This is a genomic window from Halegenticoccus soli, assembly GCF_002844195.1.
Lineage (GTDB): Archaea > Halobacteriota > Halobacteria > Halobacteriales > Haloferacaceae > Halegenticoccus > Halegenticoccus soli.
Genome location: NZ_PEND01000007.1, coordinates 112,621 through 135,534 on the forward strand (window position 1 = coordinate 112,621; position 22,914 = coordinate 135,534).

At 70.7% G+C, this 22,914-nt stretch carries 24 protein-coding genes; 13 read left to right on the top strand and 11 right to left on the bottom strand.

Features of this window, described 5'->3' with window-relative positions; all coding sequences use genetic code 11:
- Positions 1-2 precede the first annotated feature (2 nt).
- A complete protein-coding gene (locus CNO20_RS18510) occupies positions 3-1,886 on the bottom strand; it encodes an AMP-binding protein (protein WP_101297688.1) in 1,884 nt (627 codons plus the stop codon).
- 98 nt (positions 1,887-1,984) lie between these two features.
- On the bottom strand, positions 1,985-2,368 hold the full coding sequence (gene mce, locus CNO20_RS18515) for a methylmalonyl-CoA epimerase (RefSeq protein ID WP_101297689.1): 384 nt from the start codon (positions 2,366-2,368) through the stop codon (positions 1,985-1,987).
- Between the two features lie 297 nt (positions 2,369-2,665).
- Between mce and CNO20_RS18520 the strand changes: the two genes are divergently transcribed.
- On the top strand, positions 2,666-4,480 hold the full coding sequence (locus CNO20_RS18520; RefSeq protein WP_158237447.1) for a sensor histidine kinase: 1,815 nt from the start codon (positions 2,666-2,668) through the stop codon (positions 4,478-4,480).
- A 117-nt stretch (positions 4,481-4,597) separates the two neighbouring features.
- Here the strand turns inward: CNO20_RS18520 and CNO20_RS18525 are convergent, their stop codons facing one another.
- Positions 4,598-5,329, bottom strand: a complete 732-nt coding sequence (locus CNO20_RS18525) for a hypothetical protein (RefSeq protein ID WP_101297691.1) — start codon at positions 5,327-5,329, stop codon at positions 4,598-4,600.
- A 171-nt stretch (positions 5,330-5,500) separates the two neighbouring features.
- Here CNO20_RS18525 and CNO20_RS18530 point away from each other — a divergent pair, with 171 nt between their 5' ends.
- Complete coding sequence (locus CNO20_RS18530; RefSeq protein ID WP_101297692.1) at positions 5,501-5,815, top strand: YbjQ family protein; 315 nt, start codon at positions 5,501-5,503, stop codon at positions 5,813-5,815.
- A gap of 10 nt (positions 5,816-5,825) precedes the next feature.
- Here CNO20_RS18530 and CNO20_RS18535 read toward each other — a convergent pair whose 3' ends face one another.
- Positions 5,826-7,508: an acyl-CoA mutase large subunit family protein gene (locus CNO20_RS18535; RefSeq protein ID WP_101297693.1), complete on the bottom strand. Its 1,683-nt coding sequence runs from the start codon at positions 7,506-7,508 to the stop codon at positions 5,826-5,828.
- Between the two features lie 282 nt (positions 7,509-7,790).
- The gene (locus CNO20_RS18540; RefSeq protein ID WP_158237449.1) at positions 7,791-9,560 is read right to left on the bottom strand and encodes an ABC transporter substrate-binding protein; all 1,770 of its coding nucleotides are present in this window, start codon (positions 9,558-9,560) and stop codon (positions 7,791-7,793) included.
- 197 nt (positions 9,561-9,757) lie between these two features.
- On the opposite strand from CNO20_RS18540, the gene CNO20_RS18545 reads away from it, so the two are divergent.
- A complete protein-coding gene (locus tag CNO20_RS18545) occupies positions 9,758-10,483 on the top strand; it encodes an O-methyltransferase (RefSeq protein ID WP_101297695.1) in 726 nt (241 codons plus the stop codon).
- 174 nt (positions 10,484-10,657) lie between these two features.
- Here the strand turns inward: CNO20_RS18545 and CNO20_RS18550 are convergent, their stop codons facing one another.
- On the bottom strand, positions 10,658-10,963 hold the full coding sequence (locus CNO20_RS18550) for a HalOD1 output domain-containing protein (RefSeq protein WP_143423289.1): 306 nt from the start codon (positions 10,961-10,963) through the stop codon (positions 10,658-10,660).
- A gap of 268 nt (positions 10,964-11,231) precedes the next feature.
- On the opposite strand from CNO20_RS18550, the gene CNO20_RS18555 reads away from it, so the two are divergent.
- From CNO20_RS18555 to CNO20_RS18570, 4 genes are all read left to right on the top strand, one after another.
- Complete coding sequence (locus CNO20_RS18555; protein WP_101297697.1) at positions 11,232-11,621, top strand: nascent polypeptide-associated complex protein; 390 nt, start codon at positions 11,232-11,234, stop codon at positions 11,619-11,621.
- On the top strand, positions 11,618-12,337 hold the full coding sequence (locus CNO20_RS18560; RefSeq protein WP_101297698.1) for a tRNA (adenine-N1)-methyltransferase: 720 nt from the start codon (positions 11,618-11,620) through the stop codon (positions 12,335-12,337). Before CNO20_RS18555 ends, CNO20_RS18560 begins: the two co-directional genes overlap by 4 nt.
- A gap of 79 nt (positions 12,338-12,416) precedes the next feature.
- Positions 12,417-12,638 (top strand): hypothetical protein, encoded by a 222-nt coding sequence (locus tag CNO20_RS18565; RefSeq protein WP_101297699.1) that lies wholly within the window; start codon positions 12,417-12,419, stop codon positions 12,636-12,638.
- Entirely contained in the window at positions 12,635-12,997 is a 363-nt protein-coding gene (locus CNO20_RS18570) for a hypothetical protein (protein WP_101297700.1), read from the top strand. Before CNO20_RS18565 ends, CNO20_RS18570 begins: the two co-directional genes overlap by 4 nt.
- Here the strand turns inward: CNO20_RS18570 and CNO20_RS18575 are convergent.
- From CNO20_RS18575 to CNO20_RS18595, 4 genes are all read right to left on the bottom strand, one after another.
- Positions 12,994-13,584 (bottom strand): DUF6517 family protein, encoded by a 591-nt coding sequence (locus CNO20_RS18575; RefSeq protein ID WP_101297701.1) that lies wholly within the window; start codon positions 13,582-13,584, stop codon positions 12,994-12,996. The two genes, CNO20_RS18570 and CNO20_RS18575, sit on opposite strands and share 4 nt — an antisense overlap.
- Positions 13,585-13,902, bottom strand: coding sequence for a transcription factor S (locus CNO20_RS18580; RefSeq protein ID WP_101297702.1), 318 nt, complete (start codon positions 13,900-13,902; stop codon positions 13,585-13,587).
- Between the two features lie 64 nt (positions 13,903-13,966).
- On the bottom strand, positions 13,967-14,224 hold the full coding sequence (locus tag CNO20_RS18585; RefSeq protein ID WP_101297703.1) for a DUF5789 family protein: 258 nt from the start codon (positions 14,222-14,224) through the stop codon (positions 13,967-13,969).
- A 424-nt stretch (positions 14,225-14,648) separates the two neighbouring features.
- The gene (locus tag CNO20_RS18595; protein ID WP_101297705.1) at positions 14,649-15,422 is read right to left on the bottom strand and encodes an enoyl-CoA hydratase/isomerase family protein; all 774 of its coding nucleotides are present in this window, start codon (positions 15,420-15,422) and stop codon (positions 14,649-14,651) included.
- A gap of 223 nt (positions 15,423-15,645) precedes the next feature.
- Here CNO20_RS18595 and CNO20_RS18605 point away from each other — a divergent pair, with 223 nt between their 5' ends.
- The 4 genes from CNO20_RS18605 (at position 15,646) to CNO20_RS18620 (ending at position 19,179) form a co-directional block, all read left to right on the top strand.
- Positions 15,646-16,923, top strand: a complete 1,278-nt coding sequence (locus CNO20_RS18605; protein WP_101297707.1) for a DUF7405 family protein — start codon at positions 15,646-15,648, stop codon at positions 16,921-16,923.
- 84 nt (positions 16,924-17,007) lie between these two features.
- Positions 17,008-18,048 (top strand): DUF7350 domain-containing protein, encoded by a 1,041-nt coding sequence (locus tag CNO20_RS18610; protein WP_101297708.1) that lies wholly within the window; start codon positions 17,008-17,010, stop codon positions 18,046-18,048.
- Between the two features lie 50 nt (positions 18,049-18,098).
- A complete protein-coding gene (locus CNO20_RS18615; RefSeq protein ID WP_101297709.1) occupies positions 18,099-18,530 on the top strand; it encodes a hypothetical protein in 432 nt (143 codons plus the stop codon).
- A gap of 94 nt (positions 18,531-18,624) precedes the next feature.
- The gene (locus tag CNO20_RS18620; RefSeq protein WP_101297710.1) at positions 18,625-19,179 is read left to right on the top strand and encodes a hypothetical protein; all 555 of its coding nucleotides are present in this window, start codon (positions 18,625-18,627) and stop codon (positions 19,177-19,179) included.
- Positions 19,180-19,195: 16 nt separating this feature from the next.
- On the opposite strand, the gene CNO20_RS18625 is transcribed toward CNO20_RS18620, so the two are convergent.
- The gene (locus CNO20_RS18625; protein ID WP_101297711.1) at positions 19,196-20,620 is read right to left on the bottom strand and encodes a hypothetical protein; all 1,425 of its coding nucleotides are present in this window, start codon (positions 20,618-20,620) and stop codon (positions 19,196-19,198) included.
- 154 nt (positions 20,621-20,774) lie between these two features.
- Between CNO20_RS18625 and CNO20_RS18630 the strand changes: the two genes are divergently transcribed.
- Positions 20,775-22,025: an FG-GAP-like repeat-containing protein gene (locus tag CNO20_RS18630; RefSeq protein WP_101297712.1), complete on the top strand. Its 1,251-nt coding sequence runs from the start codon at positions 20,775-20,777 to the stop codon at positions 22,023-22,025.
- A gap of 230 nt (positions 22,026-22,255) precedes the next feature.
- Entirely contained in the window at positions 22,256-22,762 is a 507-nt protein-coding gene (locus tag CNO20_RS18635; RefSeq protein WP_101297713.1) for a DUF5797 family protein, read from the top strand.
- Positions 22,763-22,914 lie beyond the last annotated feature (152 nt).

Consider the following 22,914-nt stretch of genomic DNA (forward strand, 5'->3'; position numbering starts at 1 on the left):
GTTTACTCGGTCGACGACGGCTCCGGCCCGTCGTCGCTCTCGTCGGTGTTTCCGTCGTCGCCCTCGTCGGCGCTGTCGTCGCCCCCAGTGGCACCCTCGTCGGCGATCGCGTCGTCCCCCTCGTCGATTCTGCCGGCTCCGTCTCGGTTCGCGTCCGGGTCGCCCCCGCGGTTTCCGCCCTCCGGGCCGCTTCCGTCTCCGCCGATTTCCCGGCCGTCTTCGCCATCACCGTCCTCGACGCTCTCTACGTCTTCGCCGCTCTCTTCGCCATCGCCGTCCTCGCCGCTCTCTACGTCTTCGCCGTCTTCGCCGTTCGTCTCCCCCGACTCGGCGGCCGCCGCGACCCCGTCCGCGGTGTCCGCCTCCGCGACCCCGTCCTCGCCGTCCGCCTCCCGAGCTTCGACGAGCGAGACGATGCGCTCTCGGACCGCCGGACGCTCGACCGTCCCGGAGGCGGTCCGCGGCAGCTCCCCCTCCTCGAAGGCGATCGTCCGCGGGAGCTTGTAGCCGGCCAGCCGCTCGCGGCAGTGCGCCTCGACCGCGTCGGCGGTCAGGTCGGGGTCGTCGCGGACGACGAGCGCCGCGACCCGCTCGCCCCACTCGTCGTCCGGGAGCCCCACGACCGCGGCCTCGGCCACGCCGGGGCAGTCCCGGAGCGCCTCCGCGACCTCGCCGGGATCGACGTTCTCGCCGCCCGTGATGATCCGGTCGTCGATCCGGCCGAGCACGTACACGCGGCCGGCCTCGTCGCGGTAGCCCACGTCGCCCGTCCGGAGGCCGCGAGGCCCGAAGGCGTCCGCCGTCGCCTCCGGGTTCCCGTAGTAGCCGGGCGAGACCGTCGCCCCCGAGACGACGAACTCGCCGATCTCGCCGGGAGCGACCTCGTCACCCTCGTCGCCGACGACGGCGAGGTCGGTCCACAGGAGCGGCCGGCCGACGGTCCCCTCGAACTCGAACGCCTCCCCGGGCGAGGCGGTGGCAATCTGCGACGCCGTCTCCGTCATCCCGTAGGTCGGACACACCGGGACGGAGTAGTCGCGGCACCGCCGGACGAGCGACCGCGGCGCGGGCGCCCCGCCGAGCAGGACGAACCGCAGCGAGTCCGAGAGCGTCCCGCGGCTGTCCAGCATCCGCCGGAGCATCGTCGGCACGAGCGAGATCCCCGTCGCGCCGTACGCGCCGACGTCGTCCGCGGTTCCCCCCGGGTCGAACGACGTGCGGAGGACGACCGCCGTGCCGTAGAGCGCCGACCGGTACAGGGGGGCGAGCCCGCCCATGTGGTACAGCGAGAGCGCGACGAGCCAGCGGTCGTCGGGCGCGACGCCGAGGCGGAACGCCGAGGCGACGGCGCTGTGAAAGACGTTGCCCGCCGTGAGCACGACGGCCTTCGGGGCTCCGGTCGTCCCCGAGGTGAAGAGCATCGCCAGCGGGTCGTCGTGCTCCCACGACGCGGGGTCGAACGCGACCGGCTCGGCCGCCGACAGCGACGCGACTCCCCCGCTTTCCGGGTCGTCCACCGACGCCGCGGGCACGCCGCCCGCGGCCTCGACCGCCCGCGCCTCCGTCTCCGCCCCGCAGACGAGCGCCGTCAGGTCCGCGGTCTCGATCTGATCGGCCAGTTCGGTCGCGGTGAGCCGATCCGAGAGGGGAACGAGCGTCGCGCCGAGGCGCATCGCCGCGTGGACGAGTCGGACGTAGACCACCCGCGACGGCAACAGCACCCCGAGATGATCCCCGGCGGTCACTCCGAGCGCGGCGAGCCGACCGGCCGTCCGCTCGACCGCGGCGTCGAGTTCGGCGTAGTCCCACTCCCGACCGGTGTCGGCCGCGACGAGCGCCGTCGAATCCGGCGTCGCCCGCGCCCGGTGAGTGAGCCAGTCGTTCATCGACCGCCCTTCTCGGCCGATCCACTACTCTTTTTGCATCGTTCGGCCCCCGGTTCGTCACCGGCGCGTCGAGCGGGTCGGGTCACCGACCCGTCCGCTCAGTGCTGCACGAACTCGACGAGGACGCCGCCGGTCGACTCCGGGTGCAGAAACGCGACGTCGTGGCCCCACGCGCCGGGACGCGGCCGCTCGTCGATGAGATCGAGTCCGAGGTCGCGGGCGCGATCGAGCGCCGCCTCTATGTCGTCGGTGGCGAGCGCGACGTGGTGGATTCCGGGGCCGCGGCTGTCGAGGAACCGCGAGATCGCACCCTCGGCGTGGGGTTCGAGGAGTTCGAAGTAGCCGTTTTCGAGTTCGAGGAAGACGACCGTCATCCCCTCGAACCGCTCCTCGTGCGCCACCGGCGCGCCGAGCAGATCGGCGAACAGGTCCGCGAGCGCCGCCGCGTCGGTCGTTGCGATTCCGGCGTGATCGAACTGCATGTGTCGGCACTCGGGAGGCGAGGTGATAAATCCGAGCGGAGGAGGAAACGGCGCTCACGTCCGCCGATTTCGCCGGACCCGCCGAACAGAAAACATATACCCGGACGTACGTCTCTGGTCGTAACGACTGTCTCGAAATATGATCTATACGAACGAATTTACCAACCATCCCGTCGGGAGTGGCGGGGAGCGGCCGTCAAATCGGCACGGACGCGTCCGATGACCGTATCACGGATATTGTACGTGGGAGAAGGTGTCCGGGTACCGTCACGGCTTCCGGCCGAACGACCGCACACCGTGGTCAGCGCGGCGGCCGGACCGGACGCGGCGACGGCCGAACTGCTCGCCGGCCCGGTCGACTGTCTCGTCTGCGGCCGTCCGATCGGGGACGAGCGCGTCGGGGACTTCCTCCGTTTCGTGCGCGAGGCGGCCCCCGATGTGCCGATCGTCCTGGCGGCCGAAGCGCCCGGAGCGGCGCGGGACGTCGCTCCCGGTCTGTACGACGAGTGGGTTCCCGCCACGGACGACCGGCGGGCCGACGAGCGGTCGCTCGTCGAGGCGGTCGAACGGTGCCTCGATCGACGGGCGGGGACGGGGAGCGCGGACCCGTCGAGCGGAGCGTCGACGGATCGAGCCGTCGAAGCGACCGGCGACGCGGTCCTTCGGCTCGACGCCGACGGCGCGATCAGCGCCGCGAACGCCAGGATGGCCGCCCACCTCGGCGTCCCGCGCGAGGAGGCGCTCGGGCGGGCGCTGTGCGACGTGCTGGACGCGGACCGCGGGTGCGAGCGGTGGCTCGAAGCCGTCGACGCCGCCGTCGAGGAGGGGCGGCCGGTCGAACTGCGCGAGTCGATCGACGGGCGGGTGTACCTGCTGCTCGTCGTGCCGCTCGACGACGGCGGCGCCCAGATCCTCCGGCGGGACGTCACGGAGCGCGTCGAGACGCGCCGCGCGCTCGAACGGGAGCGGGCGTTCATCGACGGCGTCCTCGACAACCTGACGGACATCTTCTTCGTGATGAACACAGACGCCGAGTTCGTCCGGTGGAACGAGCGCGTCGGCGCGGTGACCGGCTACGGGGCGGACGAGATCGCGGCGATGAGCCCGTTCGACCTCATGGCCGCCGAGGACGTCAGCCGGGCCGCCGCCGCGGTTTCGAGGATCGTCGAGGACGGGGAGGCGACCGAGGAGATCAGGATCGAGACGCGCGACGGCGAGCGCATCCCCTACGAGTTCACGGGGTCGCTCGTCCGCGATTCGGCGGGCGATCCGCTGTACATCTGCGGCATCGGACGCGACGTCACGGAGCGGAAGCGACACGAGGAGCAGTTGCGTCGCAAGCGGGAGGAGCTGGACCGCAAGAACGCCGAGCTCGACCGGAAGAACGCGGAGCTCGAGCGTTCCAACGCGGAGCTCGAACGGTTCGCGTCGGTCGCCTCGCACGACCTGAAGGAGCCGCTTCGCGTGGTGTCGAGCTACCTCGAACTGCTCGAACGGCGCTACGGGGAGGATCTCGACACCGACGCGCGGGAGTTCGTCGCGTACGCGGTCGAGGGGGCCGACCGGATGCGGGAGATGATCGAGAACCTCCTGCACTACTCGCGGGTGAGCCGCCGGGACGAGTCGCGCGCGCCGGTCGACTGCGAAGTGGTCGTCAAGACGGTGCTCGAAAACATGCAGGTGACCGTCCGGCGGGCGGACGCCGAGGTCGCGGTCGACGAGCTGCCGACGGTCGTCGGGATGGAGACGCTCCTGGTGCAGCTGTTTCAGAACCTCATCGGCAACGCGATCGCGTACGCCGGGGACGCGCCGCCGCGCGTCCGAATCGGGGCTGAGCGGCGCGGGGACGAGTGGCTGTTCGCCGTCGCCGACAACGGCGTCGGGATCCCCCCGGAGCGACACGACCGCATCTTCGACCTCTTTTCGGGTTCCGGCACCGACGGCGGAACCGGGATCGGCCTCGCGACGTGCGAGCGCATCGTCGAGCGGCACGGCGGCGACATCTGGGTCGAATCGGAGCCCGGCGAGGGATCGACGTTCTACTTCACGCTCCCCGCGGCGTCGGCCGCCTCCGGGCCGCTCGCCGATCCGACGGCCGGCGAGCGAGAGTAGCGTCGCCGCGGGCCGAACGTCGCTCCGCGGCGACCCCCCGGCGTCCCCCGTTCCCTTTTCGCGGGCGACTCCTCCCTCTCCGCGGAAGTCTTCCTCTTCGCGGCGGAACGCCTCCCGTCAGGCGGTCGGTTCGACCGCCGCCGCGGCTCGCCGGGCGAGAACCTCCTCGTAGTAGTGGGTCATGATCTCCGCCGCGCGCTCCCAGTGGCGGCGGGTGTGCATGTCGTGGAGTTCGGTTCCGACGAGGTAGTACGACGCGAGGTGGCCGAATCCCGACCGCCCGAACGTCGGCTTTTTCGGGTGCCCGGCACCCCCGAGCGCGGCCGCGATCTCGTGGCGCTGTGCGGCCATCGTCGGGGTCCAGTAGTCGCCGCCGACCTTGTGCTTCCGCCACGCCTCGGTCGTCCTCGTCGCGTACTCGCGGTCCGCGCCGACGACCTCGGCGCGGCGGGCGAGCCGCGCTTCGACCGGACTCCAGTCGGCGGCCGCGAGCGCCCTGCGGTCGAGTTCGCCCCCGCGGACGTGCGGGTCCTCGACCCGGTCCTTCTCCCAGAGGGCGGCGGCGTACGCCCGCGCCGCCGCGTGGGCCTCCGCGTCGTCCAGGTGGGCGAACTGCCGCCTGTCGACCTCGTAGAACGCCTCGACCGCGCCCTCCCAGTCGCGGTCGTCGTGGGCCACGAAGCCCCGGCAGATCCGGCGAGCCATGTACCTCGCCCGTTCGCGCAGCCCCTCGGTCCTCCCCGGATCCGCGGCGCCGACGGGTGCGGTTCTCGGGCGATCTGTGCGTCCTGTCGCCGTGCCGGTCGTCGTACGGATCGAGCGGGCGGACGTTCCTTCCTCGGAGCTCATCTCTCCTACCCCCGTCTGGCTCTGACTGTCCGCCTCCCATATACGTTCCCTAACGGCGGCGTTACCTCCGTGGTTACTGGTCGGTTACTCGGGGAGAGGGAGGTGCCGACCGATACGGGGTGATTTCGCCGCGGCGCAAGACGTATATCGGGCCCATTCGTTCGGCGCGACATGTTCGTCACGACGACAGACGCGGTCGCCGGCCGCGATGTCGCGGAGACGCTCGGCGTCGTCCGCGGCAACACCGTTCGCGCCCGGAACGTGGGAAGCGACGTGGTGCAGGGGCTCCGAAACATCGCGGGCGGGGAGCTGAAGGGATACACGGAGCTACTGTCGGACGCGCGCGACGAGGCCGTCGCCCGGATGGAAGCCGAAGCGGACGAACTCGGCGCGGACGCCGTGGTCAACGTCCGGTTCGAGACGGGGAGCATCGCCCAGGGCGGCGCGGAGATGCTCGCGTACGGTACCGCGGTGAGACTGAAGTAAAGGGAGGGGCTCAGACCGCGCTTCCGGGGTGGTACTCGCCGAACTCGTCGCGGAGCACGTTGCAGATCTCGCCCACCGTCGCGTACGCCTTCACCGCCTCGACGATCGGGGGCAGGAGGTTGCCCTCCCCCCGCGCGGTGTCGCGGAGCGCGGCGAGCGCCGCTTCGACAGCCTCGTCGTCGCGCTCCGCCTTGACCGATTCGAGCCGTTCGATCTGTCGGCGCTCGTCCTCCTCCGTCACCTCCTCGATGTCGATGTCCGCCTCCTCGTCGACCCGGTACTCGTTGACCCCGACGATGATCCGCTCGCCGTCTTCGATCTCCCGCTGGCGCTCGAAGGCGACGTCGTGGATCTGCCGCTGCACCCACTGGCTCTCGACGGCGTCGAGCATGCCGCCGCGCTCGTCGACCTCCGCGACGATCCCGCGCGCCTCCTCCTCGATCGCGTCGGTCAGCGATTCGACGTAGTAACTCCCGGCGAGCGGGTCGATGGTGTCGGCCGCGCCGGACTCGTGGGCCAGGATCTGCTGCGTCCGCAGGGCGGTCCGGACGCTCTCTTCCGTCGGCAGCGACAGCGCCTCGTCCTTCCCGTTCGTGTGGAGGCTCTGGGTGCCGCCGAGCACCGCCGCGAGCGCCTGGTAGGCGACCCGGACGACGTTGTTCTCGACCTGCTGGGCGGTGAGCGTCGACCCTCCGGTCTGGGTGTGGAACTTCAGCTGCTTCGACTTGGGGTTCTCCGCGCCGAAGCGCTCCTCCATGATCCTGGCCCACATCCGCCGGGCCGCCCGGAACTTCGCCACCTCCTCCAGCACGTTGTTGTGGGCGTTGAAGAAGAACGACAGCTGCGGCGCGAACTCGTCCACGTCCAGGCCGGCGTCGACCGCGGCTCGCACGTACTCGATCCCGTTACCGAGGGTGAACGCGACCTCCTGGGCCGCGGTGGAACCCGCCTCGCGGATGTGGTACCCCGAGATGGAGATGGTGTTGAACTTCGGCGTCTCCGCCGCGCAGAACTCGAAGGTGTCGGTGATGAGCCGCATCGACTGCTCGGGGGGGTAGATGTAGAGGTTGCGGGCGATGTACTCCTTCATGATGTCGTTCTGGACGGTGCCCCGGAGCTTCTCGCGGGGAACGCCCTGTTTGTCGCCGACGGCGACGTACATCGCGAGCAGCACCGAGGCGGGCGCGTTGATCGTCATGCTGGTCGACACCTCGTCCAGCGGGATGCCGTCGAAGAGCGTCTCCATGTCCCGCAGGGTGTCGATGGCGACGCCGGACTTGCCGACCTCGCCCTGCGCCATCGTCGCGTCGGAGTCGTAGCCCATCTGCGTCGGCAGGTCGAACGCCACCGAGAGGCCGGTCTGGCCGTTCTCGATGAGGTACTGGTAGCGGTCGTTCGTCTCCTCTGCCGTGCCGAACCCGGCGTACTGGCGCATCGTCCACAGCCGCCCGCGGTGCATCGTGGGGTAGACGCCGCGGGTGTACGGCTCCTCGCCCGGGAACCCCAGATCCTCCAGGTAGTCGAGGTCGGAGACGTCGGCCGGCGTGTAGAGCCGCTTCACCTCCTGGCCGCCGGTGTCGGTGGTGAAGCGCTCCTCGCGCTCTCCGAACCGCTCCAGGGTGGGCGAGAGCGTCTCCTCCTCCCACTCCTCCTTCGCGGATCGTATTCGCTCCAGGTCGTCCCGATCGAACATGGTCGAAGATGAAGGTAGGGGCCGACTTAAGCGTTTGATTCGAACGGAAATACGTGACAGAATTTCGCCATCTCCGGAGTTACTTCGCGCTCACTGATACGCTCCGAGCGCGTGGATTCGGTCGATGGATCGCGGTCGACGGCGCGTTCTCGAACTCGCGGGCGTCGGCACCGGCCCGGCGCTCGCCGGGTGCGCGGGCGGATCGAGCACGGAGGCGACGGATCGGACCGGGACGACCGATGTCGAGGAGGCCGTCTCCGTCGTCAACTCACGGGGGCGGCGTCACGTCCGCCGGGCGATCCGCACGTGGTTGTACTTGTGCTTGTCGAACCCCGCGGCGCCGGTCTTGGGCACGTCGACCCACCGGTAGTAGAAGCCCTCGCCGACGGGGTGGTACTTCGGGACGATCACCGCGTCCTCCCAGTTCGCCCGCTCCATGGCCAGACAGGCCCGTCTCCGAGCCGTCCGGTCCGCGTCGCTCTCCGTCCGGTGGGCCTCTATCGCCTTCCACGCCTCCGCCGCCCGCTTCGACGCGTCGGTCCCCTTCCACGCGACTCTGGAGGCCTCGGCCGTCGGCGAGAGCAGCTGGAGGAAGTTCTCGGGGGCCGGGTAGTCCATCGACCAGCCGAACGAAAACATCTCCAGAGCGCCGTTCTCGCGGCGCTTCGCCAGCGCCGGAAACGGCGCCTCCTCCAGGGTCAACTCGACGCCGACGGCCGCGAGCTGGTCGCGGAGCCGCTCGCCCGTCGTCCGCCAGTTCGCCCCCTCGTACACCGTGAACGTCAGCTCGGCGGGATCGCCCGGGTCGTACCCCGCCTCCCGGAGCGTCCGCTCCGCCGCGTCGAGGCGCGTTTCGCCGACTCCGTACGGGTAGTGGCCCCTCGCGTGCCGGTCGTACGCCTCCGGGCCGCCGGGGAAGAGGCTGGGCGGCGTCAGGTGGGTCGCCGCCAGCCCCCGGCCCTTGTGGACGTCGCGCAGCTGCCGCTCCTGGTTCAGCGCGTACGCGACCGCCCGACGGACGGGCCTCGGCACCAGCTCGGCGTTGAACCCGACGTACATCGTCGTCGCCTGCGGCACCTGCACGTACCTGACCGTCTTCCCGTTCTCGGGGAGCGGGCCGTAGGTGCCGACCTTCCGACCCCGCTCGTCGACCGCCCGGATCGAAACCAGCTCGGGGTCGAAGCGCGCGTCCGGGACCCAGAACGCGTCGGCGTTGCCGTTCGTCGCGTACTCGTACGCGCTGTTCGGGTCGCTTATCACCTGCCAGTGGATCCCGGCCACCGTCGGCGCGTGACCGTGGTAGTCCTCCCGCGCGTTCACCCGGTACTCGGTCCCCTGCTTCCAGTAGTCGAGCGCGAACGGGCCGGCCCCGACGGGACGGCGCGCGGCGAACTCCTCCCGTTTCACTTCGCCGTCGTACCCCTCGACGTCGCCGACGATCCCCTCGGGGACGATCCCGAACGACGGGTGCGCGAGGACGGCGGTCGTCGCGTGGAACGGCTCCGACAGCCGGAGCCTGACGGTGCGCTCGTCAGCCGCCTCGACGCCGAGGCTGCCGGGGACGTACTCCTCCCGCGTCCCCGAGTCGGTTTCGACCGTTCGCGTCTCGTGCGTCACGCCCACGAGGTCCAGGAGCGTCGACGCCCAGGCGGAGACGGGCGAGGACGCCAGCCGTTCGAAGGTGTAGACGACGTCGGCCGCGCGGACCGGGGAACCGTCGCTGAACGTCGCGTTCGGCTTCAGCGCGAACGCGTACTCCCTCCCGTCGTCGGAGACCGAGAGGTCCTCGGCGAGCAGGAGCTCGGGCGTCGGAGTCCCCTTCGGATAGTACGTCAGGCCGTCGTACAGCTGGCTCACGATCTTGGCGGACGCGGTGTCGATAGACTGCGCCGGATCGAGCGTCCTGATCGGCTGGCCGATCATCCGGAGGGTTCGGTCAGTCGGGCGGTCCCCGGCGCTCGGCGCGTCCGTACAGCCGGCGAGCGCGAGCCCCGATCCGAGGCCCGTCGCCGTTCGGAGAAAGCTCCGCCGCGAGAAAGCGTGTCGAGTCATGGTTCGAATCTGAGCGTTCGTGGTCGAGCCGACGAGCTGAAACGGAACGGTCTCGGAGCCCGTCGGTTTCGCTTGATCACCTCCCGCGAGCGCGGATAAAAAGCCAGCTAAGTGCTCTCCCCTCGGGTACCGTGATATCAATTGCCGCGTCGGCCGCCGAACGCACATTTAGATACCCACGACTCGATCCCTCCCGCATGGTCCTACCCGACGACGTGTCCCGGTTCGTCCGCGCGACCGGTCCCGAGCACGACGAGATTCAAGCGGAGATGGCGGCGTACGCCCGCGAGAACGGATTTCCCGTCATCGGTCCGGAGGCCGGCGGCGTCCTCCGGCTCCTCGCCCGCCTGACCGGCGCCAAGCGCGTGTTCGAGTTCGGGTCCGGCTACGGCTACTCCGCGTACTGGTTCCTCCAGGGGATGAGCGCGGACGGCGAGGTCGTCCTCACGGAGTTCGACGGGGACGAACTCGCCATGGCGCGGGAGTTCTTCGAGCGCGCCGGGATCGACGACCGCGCGACCTTCGAGGAGGGCGACGCGGTTTCCATCGTCGACGACTACGACGGCCCGTTCGACCTCGTGCTCGTCGACCACCAGAAGCACCGCTACGCAGAGGCGTTCGAGAAGGTCCGGGCGAAAGTCCGGGTCGGCGGCGCGGTCGTCGCGGACAACGTCATGCGCGGGCCGATCGACTTCGACGCGCTGCTCGCGTCCGTGGAGGGCGTGGACGGAGAGGGAGGGGACGGTGACGGCGTGGACGAGGCCGAAAACGCCGGAGGCGACGGCGCCTCCGCGCGCGCCGACCTGGACCGGGACACCCGCGGCATCGCGGCGTACCTCGCGACCGTCCGCGCCGATCCGTCGTTCGAAACGCTCGTTCTCCCGGTGGGCAACGGAATCGCGGTGAGCTGTCGGACCGCCTGAGAGGGCGGTACCACCGTCGGATTTCCGGCGGAGCGCTGCGACCCGGCTGCGTGAAACGGCCGGGCGTCGAGCGGTCGAACGATCCGCGGCGTCGGCCGCGGTCGCGCGGTCGGCCGCCAGTCACACCGACGCATGGCGGACGCCCTCGGTTGTAGTCGTGAGGGGAGTCGGACGCTAATCGGAGAGCGCCTCCCGTTCGGATCGCTCCCCGACCGATATCCTGACAGTCCCGGAACGGTTGCTGCGGACGGTGACGGAACAGCCGTCGTAGGGAAACGAAACGAAAACGTCCGGACGCGGGTGCGGGTCCTCTATCGTCGTGAAAAGGTCGTCGAGCGCGTCGGGATTTATCGCCTCCGAGAGGGGAAGTTGAAGCTCCATCTGGTCGCATCCCTCGCGGCGTGAAACCGCCACCAGCACTCCATCGCTTATCCGCTCCACCGGAGAGGGCTCGTAAACGACCCGGCCGTGCTTGCTCATCTCACACGCGGTTCTTGGCGGCGGGGTAAAAACATATCGTGTCGTTGAAAAAGTGTGAAGATAAATGGAAGATTTAATGAAATTTCCTCACCACCGTGAGATACTAATTAGTAATCGTTCGACTACGCTACTCCGTTCCATTTGATGCCGGCCGACCGGCGCTCCCTCGATCGCTCGTGGTCCCACGCGCGACAGCGACCGGAGCGGAAGACGGACGGCCGTCGCGTCCTTCGCCATACTTTTGCCGCCGGACCGCGACCGTCCGGGTATGTTCGGAGGCGGCGGAATGAACCCGCGGAAGATGAAACAGATGATGAAGCAGATGGGCATCGACGTGACGGAGCTCGACGCCGAGGAGGTCGTCATACGGACCGCCGACGAGGAGCTCGTCTTCACCGACGCCCAGGTCACCCGCATGGACGCGCAGGGGCAGCAGACCTACCAGATCGTCGGCGAGCCCGAGGCGCGCGAGCGCGGCGCGGCGGGGGCGGTCGAGGGCGAGTCGGGGGCCGACGCCGCCGAGGCGGGCGGCGCGGAGATCCCCGACTCGGACGTGCAGATCGTCGCCCAGCGCGCCGGCGCGAGCGAGGACGAGGCCCGCGAGGCGCTCGAAGCGGAGAACGGCGACCTCGCCGCGGCCATCTCTCGGCTGGAGTGATACTCCTCGTCCGCGGCGACCGGGAGTACCTCCTCGCGCCGGGCGACGAACTCCAGACCGACCTCGGCGTGCTCGAAGTGCCCGAGGACGCGACGCCCGGACAGCGGCTGGAGACGCACCTCGGCGAGGAGTTCGTCGTGCGCGAACCCCGCGGCCCCGACCTCTTCAACCACTTCGAGCGGACCGGCGCGCCGATGATGCCCCGCGACGTGGGGCTCATCGTCGGCCACACCGGCGCGGCCGCCGGAGATCGCGTCCTCGACGCGGGCACCGGAACGGGCGTCCTGTCCGCGTACCTCGGTCGCCTGGGTGCGTCAGTCGTCACCTACGAGCGGAACCCGGAGTTCGCCGAGGTCGCCCGGCGGAACGTGAAACTCGCCGGCGTCGAAGATCGGGTCGAGGTCCGGACCGGCGATCTCACCGACGAACTCGAAGGCGTCGACGGGTTCGATCTCCTCACCCTCGACACGGAGGACGCGGCGACCGTCGTCGAGCGCGCCCCGGACCTCCTCGTCTCCGGCGGTTTCGTCGCCGTCTACTCGCCGTTCGTCGAGCAGACCCGCGCGGCGGTCGAGGCGGCCCGCGGAGTCGGGCTGTCCGGCGTCGAGACGTACGAGACGATCCAGCGCCGCATGGACTTCGGCGAGCGCGGCTCCCGCCCGTCGACGGCGGGCGTCGGCCACACCGGGTATCTGACCTTCGCCAGGAACGAGTAGCTCGGCCGCGCTTCTTCTTTCACCTCGCTTCGACCCGTACGAACCTCTATGGTCGTGGCGGACGAACGTTCGGCGACGCATGAGTGCCGAAGACAGGCCGACCGAGGTCGAGGAGACGCGCACGTGGCCCGAACTCGCCATGGGGCTGTACGAGCGCCTGACCGGTCGCGGGGCGGAGATCACCTACGAGTTCGAGGACATGGAGGTCGACGTCCCGAACAAGACGGGCGACGACGCCGAACACGCCCACTGGCGGCTGAACGGGACGCTCCGGATCAGAACCCGCGAGCCCGAGGAGTGATCCCGGCCGAGGGCGGACGAGGGCTCGCCGTCGACGCCGATCTCTCGCTGACGATCGACGGCGCGGACGTGCGCGTCAGGGGGTACGGCGACCTGCTCGTCGTCGACGCGCCGTCTCTCCGCGTCGCGCGATCGCTCCTCCGCGGGATCGCCGCCGCGCCCGCCGGCCCGTCCGCGCTGGATCGGCACCCGAAGTCGGGTTTGACGGTCGACGTCAGGGTCGGCGGCGGAAGCGTCGCGCGGATCGAACCCGGCGTCCGCCCCGGCGCCGTCTCCCGGCTCCTCGGCGTCTCGCCCGCGCGGATCTCCCTCGCGGGCGCGGTCCTCGCGCTTCTGCTTTCGGACGGGGTCGACGATTAGCGACCCGCGGTCCCCGTCGCCCGGATCAACCCGAACAGCTCGTCGCGGAACGCCTCCGGACGGAGCAGTTCGCCGAGCGCCGCCGCCGTCGCGTCGTCGGCCTCGCGAACGGCCGTCGGATGCGCCCCGCCGGCGAACAGAAACTCACCCCCGTCCCGCCAGACCGCGACCTGCGCTTCGACTGCGAGCGTCGCGTCGCCGGTCTCGCAGACGGCGTCGTACGCGGTGAGCCGCGCCTCGACCCCGTCGACGGGGAACGATCGCGCGCCCGTCCGCCTCACCGACGAAAACCCGCGATCGCGGAGCTGTCGGGCGAATCCCTCGGCGGTCCGGGAGGCGACGAGGCGTTCGAGGGCGGCGGTGACGGGGATGGGCGGCGTCAGCACCAGACGTCCGGCGAGGAAGATCCGCCACGTCCGATCAGCGCCCGTCCGCTCGCGGATCGACGCCCGGAGGTCGGCGTCCTCGTAGACGGCCGCGTGCGCGGTGACCGCGAAAAACCCCGTCGAAAAGGGCGTCTCGGTCGACTCCTCGATGGGTCGCCAGCCGGCGAGCCGGTCGCCCGGAACCGCCGGCGGCGACGGCATTCAGTGGTCGTCTTCGCGCCACTTGTGTTCGCACTCGGTGCAGACGAAAAAGCGCGTCTCGGACTCGTCGGCGGAACGGATCTGCTGCATGTACCAGTACGCCGTGTCGTTACCGCACTCGGGGCAGCGCGCGTCGGTCGTCGGGAGGCCGCTCGACCCGCCGCCGGACTCGATGATCTCGCTTTTCTCCTGGGCCTGGGTGGTCACCATCTGCGCCTCCTTCGCGGAGTCGCGCGGCTTCTCGAAACCGCACTTGGCGCAGACCCACGCGCCGTCGTCGGCTTTCATCATCGAACCGCATTCGTCGCAGAATTCCATGTTAGAGGTTCCAGTCGCCTGGTCCACTTAAAGACGGGGATTCGAGGCGAACCCGGCGCGCCCGTCAGGCGTCGCCGTCGGACTGCATCGGTTCGCCGACCGCCTCGATCGGCAGCGCGTTGTTCAGTTCGGCTGACAGCTCGTCCGGCCCGTCGAACGTGTCGGTCGGGACGTCGGCGATGAGTTCCCCCAGGTTCTCCTGTCCGTCCGCGAGGAGGACAGTGACGTCACCGAACGCCGCGGCCGCGTCGTCGCGGGTGGCGGGGTACTCGATCCGCCCGAACAGCGTTTCGACCCTGCTGAGCTTAACCGTCTCGGACATACCTAACGATTCCTCATGCAGGGGCTTAGCCTTTCGCTGTCGACCGCGTCGATCGGCGTTCCGGACGATCTGTCCGACGGTCGGGACGCCCATCACCCGTCGGACGACGGGGTGCGGGAATCTGCGGAGTCGGCGGAATCGTCGGGGCCGGCGGCGTCGACGGAACCAGCGGAATCGGCGGTGTGGTCCCCGATCGGCTCGACGGAAAAGGAGTTACAGCGCGGACAGACGTGATACTGCACCGGGAATCTCGTGTCGCACTTCGAGCATACATACTCGTTTGTCGGTTCGGATTCGAACCGCCGGAGCAGGTCGGTTATCGGCCACATGAAGCGACGCTAGCGGCTCCCGGATATTGTTATGATTACGTTAAGTCACCCGAATTCTCGGATCGATAGAGCTAACAATCGATTAATAGGAACCGCTACTCGAACGTCGGGTCCCGCTTTTCGACGAACGCCTTCATGCCCTCTCGCTGATCGTGGGTGCCGAACAGCCCGCTCCAGACCCGGCGCTCGTACGCGAGCCCCGCCGACTGCGACCCCTCGCGAGCCGCGTTCAGCGCGTCCTTCGCGGCCCGGAGGGCGAACTTGGGCTTGGAAGCGAGGTCCGCGGCGAGGTCCGCGACGTAGTCGTCCAGCTGGTCGTGGGCGACGACCTCCCCGACGAGCCCGTATTCGAGCGCGTCGGTCGCGTCGACGCGCTCCCCGAAGAAGATCAGCCGCCGGGCGAGTTCGTCGCCGACGAGCCGCGGCAGGCGCTGGGTTCCCCCCCACCCCGGGACGATGCCGAGGTCGATCTCGGTCTGCCCGAGCACCGCGCGCTCGCTCGCCACCCGCAGATCGCACGCCAGCGCGAGTTCGCACCCGCCGCCGAACGCGTAGCCGTTGACGGCCGCGATCGCGGGCGCCGGGAACGTCTCGATGGCGTCGGCGACGCGGTGACCGAGTTCGGCGTACGCCTGCGCCTCCGGCGTCGTGAGATCCTGCATGTACCCGATGTCCGCGCCGGCGACGAACGCCTTCTCGCCCGCGCCGGTGAGCACGAGCGCCCGCGCGTCCTCGTCCTCGGCGGTCGAAAGCGCCTCGTCGAGCGCCTCCAGCGTCTCGACGTTGAGGGCGTTGAGCGCGTCCGGTCGGTCGACGGTGAGCGTCGCCACGTCGTCCTCGATGTCCAGGCGGATGGTGTCCCACGCCATGGGTGGCGGTCACGGGCGACGGCCATAACCGTTCCCCCGGCGGCGTCGAGTGCCGGATCCGGCCCGTTTCGACGACCGATCCGCTCGGGACCGTTCCGTCCGATCGCTTCGCCCGATCGCTCCGTCCGATCGCGGTCGATCGCGGTCACTCCGTTCGATCGCGGTCGCTCCGTTCGAGAACCTTACCGAAACCCCTTTTCTCGCCAAACGGCTAGCGCCACCGATGACCGGCCACTCCCGCGGCATCCCGCGACGCACGTTCGTCAAAAGCGCCGTCGCCATCGGCGGCGCGAGCGCCCTCTCGGCCTGCGTCGACCGGTTCGGGCAGCCGGACGTCCCGCGGGGGCCGGACGACCTCTCGAAGCTTCCGGAGCGACAGCACGCGTGGAACGGCGCGCTTCCGGCCGACGACAGCGGGAACCGGCTCGCGCCCCGGCACAACGTGCTCCTGCTTTTGAACTACGCCGGCGACGGGACGCCGACGGGCGGGGAGCGCCGGACGGTCGAGACGGCCCTCCGGGGGCTCGAACGCGCCTACGCGCGGCGGCACGACGGGCTGCTCTTCACCGTCGGCTACTCGCCGCGCTACTTCGACCGCTTCGACGAACCGCTTCCCGAGAGCGTCGACCTCCCCGAGCCGGAGGCGCTCGCGCCCTTCGAGAACCCGGCGTTCGATCGACCCGACGCGATCGTCCACCTCGGGAGCGACCACGGACAGGTCGTGCTCGCGGCCGAGGAGGCGCTCCTGGGGGACCGCGAGGAGCTAAACGGCGTCGAGCTGTCGGCCGACTTCGGCGGCGTCTTCGAGGTCGCAGCCCGGCGGACGGGCTTCGTCGGGGAGGGACTGCCGGCGGACCACCAGGACGTGAGCGGCATCCCCGACTCGGAGCCCGTCCCGGAGGACGCGCCGCTGTACATGGGGTTCAAATCCGGATTCGCGAAGAACCAGGCCAGCGAGGACCGCGTCACGATCCCGGACGGGCCGTTCGCCGGCGGGGCGACGCAGCACGTCTCCGCCATCGCGCTCCACCTCGATCAGTGGTACGAGCAGGACAGCCGCGAGCAGCGGGTGGCGAAGATGTTCTGTCCGGCGCACGCCGAGGAGGGCCGCGTCGAGGGGACCGGCGAGAACCTCGGCGACGGGACCGGGATCGAAGCGTGCGCCGACGACACCGAGAGCGACGCCCGGACGAAGGGGATGGTCGGCCACTCCCAGAAGGCCGCCCGCGTCCGCGAGGGCGGCTCGCCCCTCATCCTCCGGCGCGACTTCGACTCGACCGACGGCGATCAGGCCGGGGTGCACTTCGTCTCGATCCAGCGGCGGATCGGCGACTTCGTCGACACGCGGAAGGCGATGAACGGCACCGACCTCTCGGAGGGGTCCGCCGTCGGCCAGCGCACGAACAACGGCATCCTCCAGTACATGACCGTCAACCGGCGGGGGAACTACCTGCTTCCCCCGCGGAGTCGCCGGGCGCTCCCCGAGCCCCGTCCCCGGTGACCGGGAGAGGCGCTCCGAACGTCGCCCCGAGGGTTCGCCGAGCAAACCAGAACCGATAATCGGACGCGGCCGCTTTCCGGAGGCATGGAACGCCGCAACGTTCTCCGAGCGGGCGGATTCACCCTTCTCTCTGCGCTCGCGGGGTGCACCGGGCTGTTCGAGACGCGGCCGGCGGGACGGGAGCCGCCACTGGTCGAAAACCGCCCCGACGCGGTGTACGTCCCGACGCACTTCGAGGAGATGCAGATGGCCGGGATGGGCCACGGCGGGTCGCGCATGGTCGGGCTGACGTACTCGTACCCGCACCGCTTCTGGACAGTCACCGGTCGCGAGACGAAGCGCGTCGACGTCGAGGGAGACGACGCCGTCCACATGATGCTCTCCGTGTGGGACACGGAGACGAACGAGGTGCTGCCGATCGAGTCGGGGCTGCAGATCGAGATCGAGAAGGACGGCGAGACGGTCACGCGGCTGTCCCCGTGGCCGATGCTCTCACAGCGGATGGGATTTCACTACGGGGACAACGTCTCGCTGGACGGCGACGGGACGTACGCCGTCTCCGTCGACCTCGGGTCGATGGGGCTCCGCCGGATGGGATCGTTCGCCGACCGGTTCGAGGGACGGACCACCGTCCGGGTCGAGTTCGACTACAGCGAGTCGGAGCGGAACGATCTCGGGTACACGATGCTCGACGAGCGGAAGGGGCAGAAGGGGGCCGTCGATCCCATGATGATGGAAGACGTGCCGCTGTCGTTCGCCCCGAAAAAAGGCGATCTGCCCGGCGAATCCGTCGGCGAGGGGACGAGCGGGGACGCCGTCTTCGTCGCGACCGCCGTCGAGCGCGACGGCGGGCCGTACCTCGCCGTCTCGCCGCGGACGCCGCACAACCGGTACGTCCTCCCGATGATGTCGCTCTCGGCGACGGTCGCCCGCGGGAACGAGACCGCCTTCGACGGGGCGCTGACCGAGGCGATCGATCCGGAACTCGGCTACCACTACGGCGCGGCCGTCGACGGCCTCCGCCCGGACGACGACGTCACGATCACCGTCGACGCGCCGCCGCAGGTGTCCCGGCACGAGGGGTACGAGACGGCGTTCCTCGACATGCCCGAGGTCACCCTCTGAACGCGCCGCCGATCGAAGGGTTCGAGTCCGTCCGCTCCCCGCGTACGGACGTGAGCGACGAAACCGAACCCGAACGAGGGCGAGAGACGAGCCCACCGTCGACCCGACCGCGTCGCGTCGGAGGGGCGGCCGCGCGGCTGCTCGGCGCGGTCGCGGCGGCGCAGGCCGTTCCGCCCGTCGCGGCGCACGCCGGTGCGGCTCACGGAGCCACGCCCCACTGGCTGTTTCTCGTCCTCCTCGCCGTCGGCGCGGAGATGGTCGTCGCCTGCGCGGTCGCGCTCCGGAGGCGGTGGGTCCCGGCGGCCTACGCCGTCGGCGGGCTGATCGCGGGCGTCGCGCTCGGCGCGTTCGGCGGCGTCGCCCTGGCGGAGTCGCTCGGCGGTCCGGAGACCGGCCTCGGGGCGACGACCGCGGGGCTCGCGGCGGCGGTCGTCGCCCTGCTCGCGGGGATCGTCCTCGTTCGACGGTACCGGACGGCGTGAGCGCACGAAAGCGCCGGAGTCGGAGCCGTTTCGAGGTTCGGTTCCCGTGCCAGAACCGATAGACCGCTCCGGTCCGTCGGGGCGAGCGGACCACATGGATCCAGACGCACTCTTCGACGACGCGCGCAGTTCGAACGCGAACCTCTCCCGCCGGACGCTGCTCAAGTCGGGCGCGGTCGCCGCCGCGGCCGCGGCCGCCCTTCCGACGGTGGGGGGCGTCGCGACCGCCCACTTCCCCGACCGGCTGGACATCGACGTCAGGCCGCGCTGCGATCGGAACGTGATTCCGACGGAGGGACGGGGATACGTCTCCGTCGCGGTGCGCTACACCGAGTACGCCGACGAGAGCGGCGAGACGGTCGCGTTCGACCCGACCGAGCGCGCGGAGCGGTACCGGTTCGGCGCTCCGGACGCCGTCGCCGACGGGGGCGGAACCCGCCCGGCGTCCCGCGGTCGCGTGACCGACGTCGATGGCGACGGTAACGACGATCTCGTGCTCCGCTTCCCGGTCGACGGGGCCGGGTTCGACGGCGACGAGACGACGGCGACGCTGGTCTGGGAGGAGGACGACTCCGGCGAGCACGGGCTCTCCGGGACGGACGAGGTCGACCTCGTCGGCGCGGGAGGGCGGGCGGACGGGCGGCGGTGAGAACGGAGAGGTCCGGTCACGCGACGACCGGTCGGGAGATGATCCACAGCGAGAGGACCGTGTACCCGACCATCAGCGCGACGAGGGGGGCGTGCGCGCGCCCGGCCGCCCGGAGCGAGTCGTACCGCCGGACGGCCACGGCGTGGGCGGCGACGACCGCGACCACGTGGCCGGCGACAACGAGCGCGACCTGCGAGGCCCAGAAGGCGGGGAGCGACAGCCAACCGAGAGGGTCGACCGCCGGAGCCTCGATCCCCGGCAGCAGCGTTCCGCCGACGGCGAGGAACTGGCCGAGGTTTCCGAGCACGTACGGGTAGTTGTGCGCGACCTCGTACGCGGCCGCGATCGGGATCACGGTCGGTGCGAAGGCGCGCGCCGCCCCCCTCCAGGTTCCGCCGCGCGCGCCGCCGAGCCGTCGCACGACGTCGCTCGTCAGCAGTAAGCTCCCGACGAAGACCGCCAGGCCGATCAGGTAGAGGACGACGCTCGCCGCCGGCCCGACGCCGAGCAGGCCCCGCGCGCCGATCGAGAGCGTCTGAAACTCGGGCGTGCTCGTGAACCCGTCGAAGCTGACCGTGTAGACGGCCGAGACGACGAACGCGACGAGCGCGATCGACGGCGCGGGCTCCGCGCTCCCCCGCCACGGCGGTCGGACCAGCACGTCGTACCCCCCGTCGGCCGTCCGAACCGCCCGGAGCGGCGCGGCGCGCCCGAGCACCCGATAGAACACCTCGAACGCGTCCGCGCGCTCGAACCACCGCGGGCCGAACGCGACGCCGCCGAGGAGCATCACGAGCGCGTAGCCGGCGACGAGAAACACGGTCAGCCGCGGGTCGAGCGGGATCGCGGTGAGGTTCTCGAAGACGCCGACGATCGCGACGAACCCGACGAACGCGGGCCACTCCCCCAGCCGGGCGGGGTACTCACCCAGGACGGCTATCTCGTCGCCTTCGATCCGTTCGAGGGCCGCGTAGAGCGTCCGCCACGGCGAGAGGACGCGCCACGGGCTGCCGGCGAGGACCGTGAGCAGGCCGACGCCCCTGAACCACAGCGGCCAGACGAACACCGTCGCCAGGTTCTCCGCCCGCACTTGCTTGCCCGCCACCCCGTGCGCCAGCGCGGCGACGACGAGCGCGAGGAACCCGACGCGGGCCGCCGTCCGCAGCGCGGCCGCCGCGGTCGGCGAAAGCGAGACGAGCGGCCGCCGCGGTTCGACCGCCGCCGCGTTCCGTTCGGCGGTCGAACCCCGCTCGGCGGCCGGGTTTCGCTCGGCCGCGCCGAGCCAGACGGCGGTGACCGCGACCGTCGCCCCCGCGCCGACGAACAGCAGCGGGAGGGGGATCGGCGCGTCGAAGCGCGATCCGCCGACCTCGTGCGCCCTGGCGATCCGCGCGCTCGCGAGCAGGAGAACCGCCGCGCAGAGCAGCCGCGTCCGACGCATGCGGCGTACTCGGCGAGGCGGCGGGAAAGCGTCACTGATTCGCGCCGGGCGGGCGACGGAACGGGATGGAGGACGCGGAAGGAGGCGTCGGACGCGGGACGGGCGTCGAACGCGGAACGGGCCGCTTTTCTCCCTCCGCGGCCGAACCGCTCGTATGCGGCCTCGAACGGCGGCGGCGCTCGTGGGACTCGTCGTCCTCCTCGGCGGGATCGCGCTGGCCGCGACGTACGACGGCGGGTCGTCCGGCGCGCGCCTGACCGAGCGGTGGGTGAGCGACACGTCGACCGAGACCCTGGGCAACCACCACGCGCCGGCCGCGGGCCGCGTCGAGGGGCGGGGGATGGTCTACGCGCCCGTCAGCGGACGGAGCGGAACGGCGCAGTGTTCACTCGTCGCGCTCGACGCGTCGAACGGGACGGAGCGGTGGAGCCACCCGATCCCGCCCGAAAACTGCACGATCCACTCGGTCGCCGATCCGGCGATCGCGGACTACGACGGCGACGGCGCGAAGGAGGTGCTCGCGGCCACGACGGAGCGGTCGGTCGTCGCGCTCCACCCGGTCACCGGCCGCGAGGAGTTCCGCTACGACCTGGACGCGTACGGGTACACGAAGCCGGTCGTCGCCGACTTCACGGGCGACGGCGCGAAGGAGGTCGTCGTCGTCGACGTGAGGGGGACCGTCTCCGTCGTCCGCCCGGACGGGACGGCGGTCTGGACGAAGCGCCTCTCGTCGTACGTCTGGGGACAGCCGACCGCGGCCGACTTCACGGGCGACGGGCGGCCCGAACTGGCGCTCGGTCTCGGCGACGGCGACCTGGTCGTGTTCGGGCGCGACGGATCGGTCCGCTGGCGGCTGACGAACCCGTTCGACAGCTCGATCACGTGGCAGACCACCGGGGAGATCGACGGCGATCCGGGGCGCGAGATCGTCGTCGCCACGAGGGACGGCGCCGTGGCGGCGGTCGACGGGCGGACGGGCGACGTCGAGTGGCGGCGGAACTTCGGCGCGTTCGCCGCCGTCCGCGCCGTCGGGGACGGCGACGGCGACGGCGAGCCGGAGGTGTACGCCGTCGCCCGCGACGGGAAGCTCCGGAGCCTGGACGCCCGGACCGGGGAGGTCGAGTGGACGACGACCCTCACGACGGGCGACGTCCAGATGACGCCCCCGCCGAGCATGGGCGACGTGACCGGCGACGGCTCGCCCGAAGTCGTGGCCGTCACGAACGACGGGATCGTCTCGGTGGTTGATCCGGCGTCGGGCGAGGTGCTCGACTCGTACAAGCGGGACGTGTCGGTGTACACCCACCCGACGCTCGCCGACGCCGACGGGGACGGCGTCCCCGAGATCTACGTCATCTACGGCGACGGCAGCGTCGTCGCGCTGTCGGCCGCCGAAGGTGGGTGATCTCGTCGCACCGTCGGCGGTCGAGGGTGAGCGATCCCGCCGCACCGTCGGCCGCGGTGGGGGTTGCGCCGAGCGCACCGTCGGCGGTCGAGGGCGGTTGGGGCGACCGACTCGCGGACCGCCGAAGCGGGTGAGCCGACCGCAGCGCGGGCGGACGAGCGAGTCGACCGCCGACCCGGGTTGTGTGCGGTTTCAGAACACCGATATAGGTCGTCCCCAAACGTTCGAACATGAGTCTCTCCGACGAGGAGCAGCAGCGGCTGGCGGACGTCGTCCGGCTCCAGCCGACGAAGAACAAGGAGTTGCAGGAGCGGTGGGGCTTAGAGAGCGGCAGCGAGGTTCACCGATACCTCGAAGGGCACCTGAAGGAGTACTACTACCGCGACGACAACAGCCTCATCCGGGCGACCGACGAGGCCGCGGCGCTCGTCGGCGTCGAGCCGGGGGTCGAGGGCGAGGAGGACGACGAGGAGTCCGGCGTCCCGAGCGTGATCCGCGTCCCGGAGCTCGAAGCGCGGGTGTTCCGCGTCGTCGCCGGGCCGGACGATCGGTCCGAGAGCGTCGTGAGCGTCCTCAACAAGCTCCGCGAGGAGTTCGACGTCGACCCGGAGGCGAAGGAGGTCCGCCGCGCGCTCCAGAGCCTCCGGCGCAAGGGCGTCGTCGAGGTCGTCTACCGGACCGTCCCGACGTTCCGCCTCGCCGTCGAGCGCGACGAGGTCGACGTGGAGATCGCGTAGTCGGCCTGCATATACAGGCTCGCCCCTCTTTCCGGTCGGCGTCGATACTCCCCGTGTGAGCCCTCCAGCGAACCGCCACCGAGCAGCGCCGGTGGGGACGTCTCCGGGATCGACGACGGTTAGCGAGCCGCCTCTCGCCCGCGATACGTCGG